General features: G+C 69.0%; 11 protein-coding genes. 7 read left to right on the top strand and 4 right to left on the bottom strand.

The genetic code is table 11. The features are described from left to right. The first annotated feature begins 130 nt into the window (after positions 1 to 130). From AC0662_RS11485 to pgsA, 5 genes are all read left to right on the top strand, one after another. Complete coding sequence (locus AC0662_RS11485; RefSeq protein ID WP_452194690.1) at positions 131 to 2560, top strand: FtsK/SpoIIIE family DNA translocase; 2430 nt, start codon at positions 131 to 133, stop codon at positions 2558 to 2560. A 4-nt stretch (positions 2561 to 2564) separates the two neighbouring features. Continuing rightward, a complete protein-coding gene (locus AC0662_RS11480; protein WP_452194214.1) occupies positions 2565 to 3131 on the top strand; it encodes a hypothetical protein in 567 nt (188 codons plus the stop codon). Between the two features lie 119 nt (positions 3132 to 3250). Further along, positions 3251 to 4009, top strand: coding sequence for a helix-turn-helix domain-containing protein (locus tag AC0662_RS11475; RefSeq protein ID WP_452194212.1), 759 nt, complete (start codon positions 3251 to 3253; stop codon positions 4007 to 4009). Positions 4010 to 4074: 65 nt separating this feature from the next. Continuing rightward, positions 4075 to 6093: a radical SAM protein gene (locus AC0662_RS11470; RefSeq protein WP_478300092.1), complete on the top strand. Its 2019-nt coding sequence runs from the start codon at positions 4075 to 4077 to the stop codon at positions 6091 to 6093. Continuing rightward, positions 6090 to 6713: a CDP-diacylglycerol--glycerol-3-phosphate 3-phosphatidyltransferase gene (gene pgsA / locus AC0662_RS11465; RefSeq protein ID WP_452194209.1), complete on the top strand. Its 624-nt coding sequence runs from the start codon at positions 6090 to 6092 to the stop codon at positions 6711 to 6713. The genes AC0662_RS11470 and pgsA overlap by 4 nt, the downstream gene beginning before the upstream one ends. A gap of 392 nt (positions 6714 to 7105) precedes the next feature. Here the strand turns inward: pgsA and AC0662_RS11460 are convergent, their stop codons facing one another. Further along, complete coding sequence (locus tag AC0662_RS11460; RefSeq protein WP_478300090.1) at positions 7106 to 8221, bottom strand: DUF2332 domain-containing protein; 1116 nt, start codon at positions 8219 to 8221, stop codon at positions 7106 to 7108. A 162-nt stretch (positions 8222 to 8383) separates the two neighbouring features. Here AC0662_RS11460 and AC0662_RS11455 point away from each other — a divergent pair, with 162 nt between their 5' ends. Continuing rightward, on the top strand, positions 8384 to 8839 hold the full coding sequence (locus tag AC0662_RS11455; protein ID WP_452194207.1) for a CinA family protein: 456 nt from the start codon (positions 8384 to 8386) through the stop codon (positions 8837 to 8839). Positions 8840 to 9002: 163 nt separating this feature from the next. Continuing rightward, positions 9003 to 9293, top strand: a complete 291-nt coding sequence (locus AC0662_RS11450) for a helix-turn-helix domain-containing protein (protein ID WP_452194205.1) — start codon at positions 9003 to 9005, stop codon at positions 9291 to 9293. An 8-nt stretch (positions 9294 to 9301) separates the two neighbouring features. Here AC0662_RS11450 and AC0662_RS11445 read toward each other — a convergent pair whose 3' ends face one another. The 3 genes from AC0662_RS11445 to AC0662_RS11435 all read right to left on the bottom strand — a co-directional run bounded on the left by AC0662_RS11445 (position 9302) and on the right by AC0662_RS11435 (position 15302). Beyond that, the gene (locus AC0662_RS11445) at positions 9302 to 9784 is read right to left on the bottom strand and encodes a DUF4262 domain-containing protein (protein WP_478300088.1); all 483 of its coding nucleotides are present in this window, start codon (positions 9782 to 9784) and stop codon (positions 9302 to 9304) included. Between the two features lie 73 nt (positions 9785 to 9857). Beyond that, a complete protein-coding gene (locus AC0662_RS11440) occupies positions 9858 to 10643 on the bottom strand; it encodes an Fpg/Nei family DNA glycosylase (RefSeq protein WP_478300086.1) in 786 nt (261 codons plus the stop codon). 18 nt (positions 10644 to 10661) lie between these two features. Continuing rightward, positions 10662 to 15302 (bottom strand): ATP-dependent helicase, encoded by a 4641-nt coding sequence (locus AC0662_RS11435; protein ID WP_478300084.1) that lies wholly within the window; start codon positions 15300 to 15302, stop codon positions 10662 to 10664. Between the last annotated feature and the right edge of the window lie 127 nt (positions 15303 to 15429).

The following is a 15429-nucleotide window of genomic DNA, read 5'->3' as shown; positions in this document are numbered from 1 at the left end:
TTCGGCTGCTGGTGGACGCTCCCGTCCGTCAGCCGCCCAGAAGCGAGGGCAGAGCACGAAGCGCGGTGGATCCACGGCCGCGCGGACCAGCACGCCCAAAAACAGCGGACCGGGTCCGTTCGCGGCCGCCATGCTCGCTCTGTGTCGCGGAGTGGTGAAGGTCTGGATCGGTATCGCGCACCTGCTCGGCAGGATGGTGCGGGGGATCGGCAACAGCGCCCGCGACCTCGAGCCGGAACACCGCCGTGACGGTGCCGGGCTGTTCCTGATCGGTCTGGCGCTCGTAGTGGCCGCCGCGATCTGGTGGGACCTCCCGGGCTCGGTCGGCAACGCTGTCCGCACGGTCGTCGGCGGCAGCATCGGCATGCTCGGTTGGGCATTGCCACTGCTGCTCCTGCTGATCGCGATCCGCACGCTGCGTGACCCTGAGCGCAACGGCCCGGCAGGCCGCCAGGTCATCGGCTGGACAGCGGTCACCCTCGGCGTCCTCGGCCTGATCCACATCGCGAACGGTCTGCCCCGGCCCAGCAACCCGGCCGACGGACCGCTGAGCGACGCCGGCGGCGCGATCGGGTACTTCATCTCGTCGTTCCTGTCCGACCTGCTGACGCAGTACGTCGCGGCGCCGCTGCTCGTGCTGCTGTCGATCTTCGGCGCGCTGGTCGTCACCGGTACGCCGGTGTACTCGATCCCGCTGCGGTTCCGAGCGGCGTTCGACGTACTGATGGGGCGGACCGAGCTGCCCGAGGACGCGCCGTCCGTGCAAGCCGCGCCGACCGACGACACGGTCCGGCTGACGCGCAAGCAGCGCCGCGCGAAGGCGGAACTCGAGGACGACGACGACCCGACGGTCAAGCCGTACGACTCGCCGGTGCTCGAGAGCCGCGAGATGGCCAAGCGCGGCCGGAAGACGAAGGCCCGCGAGCCGGAAGAGGACGCCTACGACGTCGACTCCGAGAGCGCTGCTTCGGCACCGGAGTCGGTCGACGAGGCGCCGGCCGCCTCGAAGAAGGCCTCGTCGCCCACGCCGCCGCCCGAGCCGCCGCCACACACGCCGCTGCCCCAGCGGGTCGAGCAGCTGAGCCTGTCCGGCGACATCACGTACACGCTGCCCGACGGCCAGATGCTCAGTCCCGGTTCGGTGCACAAGGCCCGCACCAAGGCCTCCGACCAGGTCGTCGACCGGCTGACCGAGGTGTTCGAGCAGTTCGGAATCGACGCCCAGGTCACCGGCTACACCCGTGGCCCGACCGTCACGCGGTACGAGGTCGAGCTCGGCTCCGCTGTCAAGGTCGAGAAGGTCACCGCGCTCTCGAAGAACATCGCGTACGCCGTGGCGTCGGCCGACGTCCGGATCCTGTCGCCGATCCCGGGCAAGTCCGCGATCGGTATCGAGATCCCGAACACCGACAAGGAGACCGTCAGCCTCGGCGACGTGATCCGGTCGGCGACCGCCCGCAACGACCACCACCCGATGGTGGCCGGCCTCGGCAAGGACGTCGAGGGCGGCTTCGTGGTCGCGAACATGGCGAAGATGCCGCACCTCCTGGTCGCCGGTGCGACCGGCTCGGGCAAGTCGTCGTTCGTCAACTCGCTGATCACCTCGATCCTGATGCGCTCGACGCCGGACGAGGTCCGGATGATCCTCGTCGACCCGAAACGGGTCGAGCTGAACAACTACGAGGGCATCCCGCACCTGATCACGCCGATCATCACCAACGCCAAGAAGGCCGCCGAGGCGCTGCAGTGGGTCGTCCGCGAGATGGACATGCGGTACGACGACCTCGCGGCCTTCGGGTTCCGCCACGTCGACGACTTCAACAAGGCGGTCAAGGCGGGCAAGGTGAAGCCGCCACCAGGGTCCGAGCGCGTGCTCTCGCCGTACCCGTATCTGCTGGTGATCGTCGACGAGCTCGCCGACCTGATGATGGTTGCACCGCGCGACGTCGAGGACTCGATCGTCCGCATCACCCAGCTGGCGCGTGCCGCCGGTATCCACCTGGTGCTCGCCACCCAGCGGCCGTCGGTGGACGTCGTGACCGGTCTGATCAAGGCGAACGTACCGTCCCGACTGGCGTTCGCGACCTCGTCGCTGGCCGACAGCCGGGTCATCCTGGACCAGCCCGGCGCGGAGAAGCTGGTCGGTCAGGGTGACGGTCTGTTCCTGCCGATGGGCGCGAGCAAACCGATGCGGATCCAGGGCGCGTGGGTCACGGAGAACGAGATCCACACGGTGGTCGAGCACTGCAAGGAGCAGTTGCAGCCGACGTACCGTGAGGACGTCACCGCGGCGCCGGGGCCGAGCAAGGATCTGGACGACGAGATCGGGGACGACCTCGACCTGGTGGTGCAGGCGGCGGAGCTGATCGTTTCCACCCAGTTCGGCTCCACGTCGATGCTGCAGCGTAAGCTCCGCGTCGGTTTTGCCAAGGCCGGCCGGCTGATGGACATCCTGGAGAGCCGCGGCGTCGTCGGTCCCAGTGAAGGTTCGAAGGCCAGGGACGTCCTGGTCAAACCCGACGACCTAGAGGACTTCATCAGCACCCTCCGAGGAGAGTGAGACCGTGACCGCGGCGAGCGCACTGCCCAGGCAGGAACGATTCGACGTCGACCCGAAGCCGACGCCGTTCACCGTGCACGCTTCCCAGAAGGTGCACGGCGGCCTGGCCGTCGGGGCCGCGCTGGTGGCGATCGGTTTCGCCGCCTCCGCGTCCACGAGTCCGACCGGCATCCTGCGCTGGATCGTGGCGGCGGCCTTCGCCGCACTTGCCGTCGTGTGCGCCCGCGCCCTGACGGTGGGGGACATGCTGGTCGCCGACGACGTCGGCATCCGCCTGCGGATCGGCAACGAGTGGATCGGTACGCGGTGGGAGGACATCGAAGAGGTGACGGTGCTGCAGCGCCGGCATCCGCTCGACGACGGGCGGATCGCCGTACATCTGCAGGATCCTGGGCCGATCCTCGGTGCGATGCCGAGTTCGACACGCAAGCGAACCGATGCCAACCGGCGGCTGACCGGATCGTCACTCGCGATACCGTTCGGGTTGACGGCTCGGCCGTCGAATGGGGAGGTTGTGCAGGCTCTGCACATGCTGGCGGATGCCAGATGTCCGGTCAGAGAACAACTCTGAGTAGTCCGTGACCCCGTCGTACCAACGGCGTTGAGTTGGTGTCGGCGGACCGGTCGCCGACTAGGCGGGCGTCAACGCTCCGCGCGATAACGCCGAGCGAAGGAGAGGATGGTGGGGACGTGAGCATCGGCAGCGAGCTCACGGCGGCCCGCGAACGGGCCGACATGACGATCGAGCAACTGAGCGCCGCGACCCGGATCAGAACCGGGCTGCTGATCGCCATGGAGGCCGATGATTTCTCCCGCTGCGGCGGGAATTTCTACGCCCGTGGACATATCCGGTCGATCGCTCGCGTGGTCAAGGCCGACCCCGCGCCACTGCTGGCCACCTTCGACGCTGAGCACGCCGCCGAGGAGGAGAAGTCGCGGCGCGAGGAACGCGCCGCGGTCAAGGGCCCGACCCTGCGCCCGGCCCGGCCACGCTGGGCCCTGGTGGTCGGCGCGATTCTCGTCATCCTGATGGGCTGGGGGATGGTGCGGCTCTTCACGCTGCCCAACGACATCGAGGCCAACGCGTCCAAGACCGCGACCGCCACGGCGACCGTCACCACACCGACCCCGAAGACATCGCCGAAGCCGACGGCCCAGCCGACCAAGAAGCCGGCGTCCCCGAAGCCGCCGGTCCTGAGGACCGCGCTGACGCTGACCGCGAAGAACGACGGCACGTACCTGACGATCCGCGACAAGAAGAACCGCCGCCTGTTCCAGGGCCGCCTCAGCCCCGGCATCGCGCAGTCCGTCACCAGCTCCGGCGACATCCGCGTGACGGTGGGCAACCCCGGGAACCTGATCATCGTCCTCAACGGCAACCGCCTCGACACCAAGCTCTACAAGTTCACCGCCCACCCGAACGGGACGCTCAGCAAGACCGCCTCCTGAGTTCGGGGTGTGAGATCGGTTGGTGAGTTAGGTCGCGGCGTGTACCGCGCGTCATACTCGTAGCGATGACTACGCCACCCACCACCGTCGCCCTGGTCACGCTGGGCTGTGCCCGCAACGATGTCGACTCCGAGGAGCTGGCCGGCCGGCTCGAAGCCGGTGGCTTCCGCCTCGTCGACGACGCCGCCGAGGCGGACACGGTGGTGGTGAACACCTGCGGCTTCGTCGAGGCCGCGAAGAAGGACTCGGTCGACACCTTGCTGGCGGCCACCGACTACAAGGACTCCGGCCGCACCCAGGCCGTCGTCGCGGTCGGCTGCCTGGCGGAGCGGTACGGCGAGCAGCTCGCCGAAGCCCTCCCGGAGACGGACGCGGTCCTCAGCTTCGACGACTACGCCGACATCTCGGACCGCCTCCGCGCGATCCTGTCGGGTACGAAGCATCAGGCCCACGTCCCCCGCGACCGCCGCAAACTCCTGCCGCTGGCCCCCGCCGCCCGCCACACCACCGAGGGCGTAGCCATCCCCGGCCACGGCAACCCAACCCCCGCCGCAGATGCCCCAGCCACGAACTCTCCTGCGGGCGCCTCTGCTGCTGCCGCCGGCGACCTCATCACGGGCCACGCGGCTGCTGTCGCCGCGGATGCGTCCGCGACCGGCCGCGGCGCGGCCGCAGTTGCTTCCGGTGCCGCTCTCGGTGACGCAGCGCCGGCGCCGGTTCTGGGCGACCACATACCCGCCGCGCTGCGTCCGGCGCAGCCGGACGGCGCTGCACCCGAGCCCGCCGGCCTCAAGGGACGCTTCGTCACCGGCGCCCCCGAAGAACTGAAGATCGACGCCCCCGACCTCGAACTCGCCCCCGCCAGCGGCCCCCGCGTCATGCGCCGCCGCCTCGACGGCGGCCCGATGGCCCCGCTGAAGCTCGCCTCCGGCTGCGACCGCCGCTGCGCGTTCTGCGCCATCCCGATGTTCCGCGGCGCCTTCATGTCCCGCCGCCCCGCCGAGGTCCTCCGCGAGGCGGAGTGGCTCGCGGAGAACGGCGTACGCGAACTGTTCCTCGTCTCCGAGAACTCCACCTCCTACGGCAAGGACCTCGGCGACCTCCGCCTCTTGGAGACCCTCGTCGGCGAGATCGCCCAGGTCACCGGCATCACCCGCGTCCGCGTCTCGTACCTGCAGCCCGCCGAGATGCGCCCGACCCTCATCACCGCGATGACCTCCACCCCCGGCGTGGTCCCGTACTTCGATCTCTCGTTCCAGCACGCCTCGGGCCCGCTGCTCCGCCGGATGCGCCGCTTCGGCGACTCCGAGCGCTTCCTCGAACTCATCGCCCAGGTCCGCGCCGCCGCCCCGACCGCCGGCATCCGCAGCAACGTCATCGTCGGCTTCCCGGGCGAGACCGAGGAAGACGTCGACATCCTCTGCGACTTCCTGTCCCGCGCCGGTCTGGACGCGATCGGCGTCTTCGGCTACTCCGACGAGGACGGCACCGAGGCGGAGACCTACGACGGCAAACTCGACGAGGACACCATCGCGTCCCGCCTCGACCGAGTCACCCGCCTCGCCGAAGACCTCACCTCCGCCCGCGCCGAATCCCGCATCGGCGAACTCCTCGAAGTCCTCATCGAGTCCCTCGACCCCACCAACGAAGCCGTCAACACCGACGCCGACGCCGACGCCGGCGCCGACGCCGGCGCCGACGCCGGCGCCGACGCGGACGCTACCGACGCAGCGAACGCCTCGGCCGACGCAGCTGACGCGTCTGCGGACGCAGATGACGCCTCCGCCGAGGCCGCAGAAGCCGCTGACGCTGCACGCGCGGGCGCTGACTTCGGGCAGCGCCCGGCCGACGAGTTGGCGGACAGCGGACTGCTCGGCACCGGTCGGACGGCCGAGGGTCGCGCCGCGCACCAGGGTCCTGAGGTGGATGGGATCACGACGCTGACGGGTCTCCCGGACGGCATCAAGGTCGGCGATCTGGTGTCCGCGAAGGTGGTGGCGAGCGACGGTGTCGACCTGATCGCCGAATTCGCGGCGCTCGTGACGGCGCCGGACGCCCGTTCGGCAGTTAACCTGACCGCGTGACCAACCCGCCGACGAACCCGGCGCCACGCGCTGCCGGCAGTCATCTCCACGCGCCCAGCGCCTGGAACCTGCCGAACGCTCTCACGGTTCTCCGGCTGGTCCTGGTACCGCTTTTCGTCTGGCTCCTGCTCCGCGAGGGCGGCCACACCACCGACAACCGCCTGCTCGCCACGGCCGTGTTCGTCGTCGCGATCGTCACGGACCGCTTCGACGGCGACATCGCCCGGCGCTGGAACATGGTCACGAACTTCGGCAAGGTCGCCGACCCCATCGCCGACAAGGCCCTCACCGGAGCCGCCTTCCTGGGCCTGTCGTACCTCGGCGAACTCCCGTGGTGGGTCACCATCCTCGTGATGGTCCGCGAATGGGGCGTCACCGCCCTCCGCTTCTGGGTCATCCGCCACGGCGTCATGCCCGCCAGCCGCGGCGGCAAACTCAAAACCGTCCTCCAGGCAATCGCCTTAGGCCTGTACCTCCTGCCCTGGCAGGACGTCGCCATCCTCCACTGGACCGCCGTAACCATCATGGCCGCCGCAGTCCTGGTCACCGTAGTAACCGGCATCGACTACGTAGGCCGAGCCCTCCGCCTCCGAGCCGCCGCCAAACGCCCCCTCCCATAACCCGATAGCCCGGTCACGCCGGCCCCTCAGCGGCCCCGCGCCCTCCACCCAGCGCCCTCGCCCTAGCGCCACCTCGCCCCAACGCCTGCGCCCACTGCACGCGCCCCAGCGCCCGCGGCTCGGCGCCCTCGGACCAGCGCTCGCTCGACCTAGCTCGCCATCGGTACCGCGCGGCTCCCACCCCACCCTCGGCCCGCACCGCCTGCGCCAGGCATCCTCCGTTCGCCTACCCCGGCATGCCTCGCCCGGCCGACTCCGCCTGGTTACGCTCCGCGTCGCGCACGTCGGCGCCTGCTGGTGGTGCGCCGCGCATCTCGGAACCCCGCCGTTGGGCGGCGCGGGCTGAAGATGCGTTTGTCAGCGGCTGGTTACAAGTGGGGTGGGGGAGAGGGCTATGAGTCCGCCAGCCAGGAGAGCATCTTGCCTCGGGACCAGGTACGGCCGACTGACTCGGTGTGTAGAGAGCCGTGTCTGAAGACTGCGAGGCTGATGATGCTGTGACCTGAGGCCCGGCGGTCGCCGAAGGTTGGGATCGCGGGGGCGACTCCGACGCCTTCCACCGAGACCCACGCGATCGGCCGATGGGTTGCCGCGTCGTTCAGGTGCTGGAGGAACCGCAGCCGGCCCTCGAGCGGAACATTCGACAACGCCCAGGTCGTGGTGACAACCGGCAACACTCCCGCAGGTACGTGAGCGAGCGCATCGGGCAGGACATCAACAGGTTCACCGCGCACCAGCGTTGGTGCTGCACCGGCCGCCATCTTGAGCTCGGCGCCGAGCAGTCCCAGCGCGTCCGCGTCATCCGGGGGCAGACACGCACGCAACCACCGCGCCTGATCCACATCTGTGACGTCTACCGGATCAACGTCCACGACGGCTCGACTAACGACCTCAGGAATCGCCCGCGTCGGCACACCCCGGTCACCCACCATCGAAGCCGCCACCTGCACCGACGAACCCGAGTCACCCAGCGACTGCCCGTCGCTGTAAGCAATCCCAACCCGATCGACAGTGAGATTGAGCCCAGCCGCCCGCCCCACATCGATCAGCCCGATCGCGTCCGCGCCGACCCGCTGAGCGACCTCCGCAATAGCCGGGTACAAGACGGCGTACCGCCCGCTCTCGTTCGAACGCACAGTCCGGCTCTCGGCAAGCGAGACCACCGAGTCCCGCATCCGCACCACGACATCGACCGCCACAGTCCCCGCCGCATCGCCCCGTTCGTGATCAGCTGAGGCGTTCGGTGCGGGGGCGAACGCCTCTGCTAAGTCAGGGGCTTGGCCGGTGAGGGCGAGATAGTGGAGGACCGCGAGGATGATCGTTGGACTGCGCTTGCGCGGTGACGCTGTCTCGATGACTGCGAGAGCCTCGTCGGACTCGCTCAAGGCGAGCGCGATCCGGGTGCTGAGCGGAGAGGTCTTACTCGCGTCGCTCTCTGCGAAGCGGCGATAGATCTGAGCGAGTGAGCGGCCGTGACGCTCCGGCTTGGATCCTTGAGCGGTCGGCATCGGCACCTCCAGGAGTTTAGCGATCGTCCAGCACGTCAGGGACGTGCTTGGGGTGTGTTGGTGGGGTGGGGCACGGGCGTTGGTGTTGAGTACAGGTACTGGTCGGAGTGAGGGAGGTGGCGGGTGGCTGGTGATGGGGTAGACGCGGCAGTTGGACGGTTCGTGGAGCTGCTCCTCGAGCGGGGCGTGACGGTTGCGACGGCTGAGTCGTTGACTGGGGGGATGGTTGGGGCTGTTCTCACGGACGTGCCGGGGGTGTCGGCTGTGTATCGGGGTGGCTTGGTGGTTTACGCGACTGACCTGAAGGCCAAGCTTGCAGGCGTGCCTGAGGATCTGTTGGCGGCTGTAGGCCCCGTGCATCCGGATACGGCTGCAGCCCTGGCCAATGGAGTGCGAGAGCGTTTGGAGGCCGATTACGGGCTCGCGACGACGGGTGTGGCCGGTCCGGACCCGCAGGCGGGGATCGAGGCCGGCACGGTGTACGTCGCGGCGGCCGGCGCGGGGTCCGTCCAGGTCCGGAAGCTGCAGGTCGCCGGTGATCGGGCGGTTGTACGCCGGGCGAGTGTCCAGGCTGTCCTCGAACTCGGAGCCGCAGTTGTGGCGGAAGAACTCGACTGAACGGGGTGTTGAGACCAGCATGGGGACAGGTAAGGCAGACTGGCACGGCGCACCGAAGGTGGACATTGCGTCGGGGAGTGACCCAGCAACAGGTACCGTTGGTTCCTACGGTCGCGCTACCGTGCGAGTAGACGTGGCCGGACAGGTGGAAGGGAGAAACCCTATGGTGCTGGTTCGTGGCCTGTTGGGCGACGTGCTGCGGCGTAAGCGGCTGCGCCAGGGGCGCACTCTCCGCGAGGTGTCCGCTGACGCTCGGGTGAGCCTTGGCTACCTGTCCGAGGTGGAGCGCGGCCAGAAGGAAGCCTCCAGTGAGCTGCTGGCAGCGATCTGCATGGCGCTCGAGGTGCCGCTGTCGACGGTCTTCGCCGAGGTGAGCGAGGACCTGGCGCGCGAAGAGGCTCTGGTGCTGGCGCACCCGACCATCGAGTCCGAGGTCGTGGCCTCGGCCGCGTGAGCTCCGAGTCATCGGACACCGCCCTCGGGCGTTGGAGTGCTGCACGGCTGGATCAGTGCTGTCCGGCTCGGCCAGAGGAGCTGCAGCGCCGGCAAGGGCGGGAAGCCCGGCTGCCGGAACATCTGGTTCGCCGTGTATAGGTGCGTTGCTGAGTCGGGGAATCGGAGCAGTTCCGCCGTCTCGGGCGGTGGGAAGAAGGCGGACAGGTCGTCGCCCTCGTCGAACTCCGCGCCCTCCATCACCGCCCAGGCGAGCGGCTTGAGCCCGAGGTACGCCGAGCACGGCTCCGGGTCGAAGACGATGATCTCCGGATGTCGGTACAGGCTGAGACCGAGCGTGTACCCGAAGGCTGGATTACGGGCGCCGCCGCCCTCGACGTACTGCATCGTCCAGCCGTAGGTCCGGATGTTCTGCTCGATCTGCCGTGAGTACTGCTCGTCGGTCACACCGCCGCACGCCTCGCACATCGCCTTCTCCTCTCGCTCGAACATGTGTTCGATGTGTCAGAGAAGATATCGGTGTTCGATCCCGCCGCTGGGGTTTTCCACAGGGCAGTTCGGTGGGTCAGATTTCCGGCTGGCAGGCCGGGCACCAGTAGGTGACCCGCTCCCGGGTTGGTTCGCCGAGCATTGCGGAGAGGATCGTCGTACCGCAGCGGCGGCAGGGTTTGCCGGCGCGTTCGAACACCCAGGAGCGTTGCCCGGGACGGTCGACGCCGGTACTGACCTGGGTGCCGTTGCGCACGTTGGCCTTCATCAGCTTCCTGCTGAGGTCGACCGCGGCAGGGACATCGACCGCCGAGACCGGACGCCACGGGTGCAGACCGAGCAGGAAGCAGACCTCGACGCGATAGAAGTTCCCGATTCCGGCGAGGTTGCGCTGATCGAGCAACGCCCCGCTGATCGTCCGTCCGGGATCGGACTCGACGTTCGAGATCGCAACCGATCGGTCGAACGACGGTGAGAGCAGATCGGGCCCGAGATGCCCGACGACGCTGTCCTCGTCGTCGGTGGCCACCAGATCGAGGACCGGCAGCCGGTAGCCGACGGCCGTCCAGGGAGCGGTTTCGAGCACCGCGCGGACCTGATGATCAGGCCCGCCGTGCCACCGTTCGCCGGGGCGGTACAGATGCCAACTCCCGTCCATCCGGAAGTGGCTGTGCAGCGTCAGGCCGCCGGAGATCCGCATCAGGATGTGCTTGCCCCGTGCAACGACCTCGTTGATCGTCCGACCACTGAGGTCCGTCGTCGCGAGTGTCGGAACCCGGAAGTCGGTACGGACCAGTTCCTGCCCGGCCAGCGCCTGATTCAGCCGCTTGCAGGCCCGCCAGACGGTGTCCCCCTCAGGCATGGCTGACCGCCGCGACCGTCAAGCCCGCAGCCGCAGGCCGCGCGGCGTCGCGTGGAATCCGGCCTTCGCCAACGCATCGCCGAACGCGGTGTGCCGAACTTGCTCGCCGTCAGCTGTCTCCACACTCAACTTCCCGAGCTGCCCGTCCCGGATCGCCAACGCCAGCGCATCCACGGCCGGCTGCAGCAGGTCAGAATCCTCGGTGAAGCTCAGCACGGTCCGCCCGCCCCGCTCGACGTACACGATCAGTTGGCCGTCGACCATCACGACCAACGCACCCGCCTTCCGGCCGGGCCGATGACCGCCGGCGCTTTCACGCTCGGGCCAGGACAGCGCCGCACCATACGGGTTGGCCGGATCAGAAGCAGCTAGTACGACGGCGCGCGCGGTCAGCTCCTCGTCCTTTCGGGCGCGCCCACCGTTGCCGGGCCCGAAGCGACCAGGTGGACCAAACGGCCCGTCAGGCGTCGCCGCGGACGAGGTTGGCAGCTCGGCCAGAGCTCGCAGCCGATCGACCGCGCCTGGCAGTGCGAACTGTGCAGCCCCGAGTCCCGCTACGAAGTACCCGCGCCGGCATCGCCCGGACTCCTCGAACGCGCTCAGCACCTTGTAGACGGCAGCGAACCCGCCGGGTGTGCGCTCCGTGATCACCGACCCGCGCGTGACGATCCCGTAGCGATCCAGCAGCGTCTCTGCCGCCGCGTGCGCCCGCCGAGTCGCGTCCGTACTGCGTTCCGGGAGCAACGACCATCGCCCGCCCGCTGTCGGCGGCCCACTCCGCGACGGCATCGCCGGCCGCCCGGGCCGCACAGGCCGCCCTGGTCGCGCACGCGGCGTCGCGCGGCGAGTCCGATGACTGCCACGGCCGCCACCGACGAGGGACCGGACAGGCGTCAGCGTGTCGTTCGTCAGGTACCCGGACCACACGAGATCCCAGAGCACCCCAACCAGCGCCTCGTCCTCGACGACTCCGGATGCGGCACCCACCGCGTCACTCAGTTGTCTGAAGAAGAACGCACCCCCACCAGACAGCGAATCAAGAACCGCCTGATGCGTCTCACCCAACTCGACCGCCGGGTCCGGATCAGGCAGCGTCAGGTCACAGTTGTCGGCCAGATGCAGCGAGACCCACCCATCTGTCCCGGGCAGTGAACCCGCGCCGGCCCAGATCACTTCACCGGTCGCCGTCAGCTCGTCCAGCATCGACGGCTGATATCCGGGCACGCGCGATGGCAGCACGATCGACTCGAGCGCCGACGCCGGCACAGCGCATCCCGCCAGTTGCTCGACCGCTCCGAGAAGTACGTCGTACCCGCGTCCGCGGCTGCTCGTGATCCCTTGCCAAGCCGGCAGGAAGCGGGCCAGCGCCGACGGATCGACGGGCTCGACCTCCTTCCGTAGCGCGGCGAGTGAGCGCCGTCGCAACAACCGAAGGATCTCGCTGTCACACCACTCGAGCGCGATCCCGCCCGGTAGGAATTCGCCCTCGACGACGCGACCGGCCGCTGCCAGTCGTCGCAGCGCCTCCGTGACCACCGCGACCCCGATGCCGAGATGCGTCGCGAGATCGATCGCCCGGAACGGCCCATGCGTGCGCGCATACCGCGACACCAGATCGCCAAGCGGATCGGCGACCGGCTCGGCGTGCGCTTCCGCGACGCCAGGCGGCAGCGGTACGCCGAGAGCGTCGCGCAATCGAGCGACATCCTCGACGACCGCCCATCGATGCTCACCGGCGATCCGAACCCGAACGACTCGGCGAGCCGCAGCCAATGAAGTCAGCCAGGACTCCGCATCCGAACCGTCGACGCAGCGCTGCGTTGCCTCGGACAACGACAGCGGCCCGATCAGTCGCAGTACGTCGAACAAACCCTCGGCATCGCGAGCGCGGCGGTCCTCGGCGAGCCGCTGCAGCTCAGCCTCAGTGCGCAGCACGACCTCTGCGTCCAGCAACTCGCGCAGCTCGGTCCGCCCGAGCAGCTCGGCCAGGAGGCTCTGATCGAGTGCCAACGCTGCAGCACGCTTCTCCGCGAGCGGACTGTCGCCCTCATACATGAACGCGCCCACGTAGCCGAACAGCAAGGATTTCGCGAACGGCGACGCCTCTGACGTCTCCACCTCGACAACCGAGATCCGGCGTTCACCGATCCCGGTCAGCAGGTCCTTCAACGCGGGCAAGTCGTAGACGTCCTGCAGTACCTCGCGCAACGTCTCGAGAACGATCGGGAACGAGCCGAACTTGCTCGCCACACTGAGCAACTGTGACGCCCGCTGTCGCTGCTGCCACAGCGGCGATCGTCGCCCGGGATTCCGTCGCGGCAGCAGCAAGGCCCGCGCGGCACACTCGCGGAATCGCGCCGCGAACAACGCCGACCCACCGACCTCGGTGGTCACCAGATCCTCGATGTCCGCCGGATCGAACAGCACCAGATCCGCTCCCGGCGGCGCCTCGTCGGTCTCCGGCAGCCGCAGCACGATCCCGTCGTCGCCCGAGACCGACTGCGCATCCATCCCGTACCGATCGCGCAGCCGTGCCGCGATCGCCAGCGCCCACGGCCCGTGCACCTGACCGCCGTACGGCGAATGCACGCACACTCGCCAGTCGCCGAGCTCGTCGCGGAACCGCTCGACGACGATCGTCACGTCGTCCGGGACCCGGCTCGTCGCTTCACGTTGCTCGGCCAGGTACGAGACGAGATTGTTGGCGGCGTACTCGTCCAGGCCAGCGGCTCGTGCGCGGTCGACCGCCTTGCCGGCTGGCAGTGACGCCATCTTGCGGACGAACGCGCCGGTCGCCGCACCGAGCTCGGCCGGGCGCCCGACCGCGTCGCCCTTCCAGAACGGCAGCCTGCCCGGCTGACCCGGCGCGGGGGAGACCAGCACCCGGTCATGGGTGATGTCCTCGATCCGCCAGCTCGAGGCGCCGAGCGTGAAGACGTCACCGACCCGCGACTCGTAGACCATCTCCTCGTCGAGCTCGCCGACCCGATGGTTCGTCGATTCGCCGACCAAGAACACCCCGAACAACCCGCGGTCCGGGATCGTCCCGCCGCTCGTCACCGCGAGCCGCTGCGCGCCCGGCCGACCCGAGACCTCGCCGCTGACCCGATCGAACACGATCCGCGGCCGTAGCTCCGCGAACTCGTCCGACGGATAGCGACCGGACAGCATGTCGAGCACCCCGTCGTACGCCGAGCGTGGCAGCGTCGCGAACGGGGCGCAGCGTCGTACCAGAGAGAAGAGGTCGTCGACGTTGACGGAATCGAGGGACACGATCGACACGATCTGCTGGGCGAGCACATCCAGCGGGTTGGCCGGAATGTGCAAGCTCTCGATCAGTCCCTCGCGCATCCGCTGCACGACGACGGCGGTGTCGATCAGATCGCCGCGGAACTTCGGGAACAGCACACCACGCGACACCGCGCCCACCTGGTGACCCGCGCGACCGACACGCTGCAGACCGCTCGCGACGGAGGGCGGCGCCTCGACCTGGATGACCAGATCCACGGCGCCCATATCGATGCCGAGCTCGAGGCTGCTCGTCGCCACGACACACGGAAGCCGACCGGATTTCAGGTCCGCCTCGATCAGCGCGCGCTGCTCCTTGCTCACCGATCCGTGATGCGCCCGCGCTATCAGTGGGGGAGCCGCGAGTGATCCGCCTGACTGCGCCATCACTTGTGCAGGTGATCCGAGTTCCTGCAGCTCCAGCTCGGCACGCTCGGCGGCGATCTCGTTCAGCCGGGCGGTCAGTCGCTCGGCCAGGCGGCGTGAGTTCGAGAAGACGATCGTCGACTGGTGCTGACTGATCAGGTCGAAGACCTGCTCCTCGACGTGTGGCCAGATCGAGGCGTGCTGTTGTGGACCCGCCGCGGAGCCGGAGGTCTCGACCTCGGTCGCGGCCAGCTCCGCCATGTCCTCGACCGGCACGACGACGCTCAGATCCCACTGCTTGGTGAACTTGGGCTGCACAACGGTCACCGGCCGCTCACCGCCGAGGAACCGCGCCACCTCTTCGACCGGTCGCACAGTCGCCGACAGACCGATCCGTTGCGCCGGCTTCGGCAACAACTCATCGAGTCGCTCAAGGGTCAGCGCCAGATGGGCGCCGCGCTTCGTCCCGGCGACCGCATGGACCTCGTCGACGATGACCGTCTCGACTCCGCGCAACGCCTCCCGGCCCTGCGACGTCAGCAGCAGGAACAGCGATTCCGGCGTCGTGATCAGTACGTCGGAAGGTCGCGAGGCGAACCGCCGTCGCTCGCCGGCCGGGGTGTCGCCCGACCGCACCGCGACCTCGACCTCGATCGGCGCCTCACCGAGCCGGCGCGCGGTCTCCCGGATGCCGATCAGGGGCGCGCGCAGGTTGCGCTCCACGTCGACAGCGAGCGCCTTCAGCGGGGACACGTACAGCACCCGGCAGCGCAGCTTCGGATCGGACGGCGGGGGGATCGAGGCCAGCCGGTCGAGCGCCCAGAGGAAGGCCGCCAGCGTCTTCCCGGAGCCGGTCGGCGCGACAACCAGCGCGTCCCGGCCCGCGGTGATCGCGTCCCACGCCTCGAGCTGGGCCGGGGTGGCCGCCTCGAAGACGTCGCCGAACCACGCCCGGGTCGCGGGCGAGAACCGGCTCAACGCGCTGGTTTTCTTCACGCCGACCATCTTGCCGGGTCCAGCCGACAGTTTTCACGGAGGCTTTATGGAGGCGGCCGCCGGCCCTCGTCGCCGACCGTGAGCACGCGCTTTCCGTCCGATGCCGAGCTTGTCCCCTTCGTCTGCAATGATCGGC

Source organism: Kribbella sp. NPDC043289, assembly GCF_056436705.1.
This window is presented reverse-complemented; position numbering and strand designations above follow the sequence as displayed.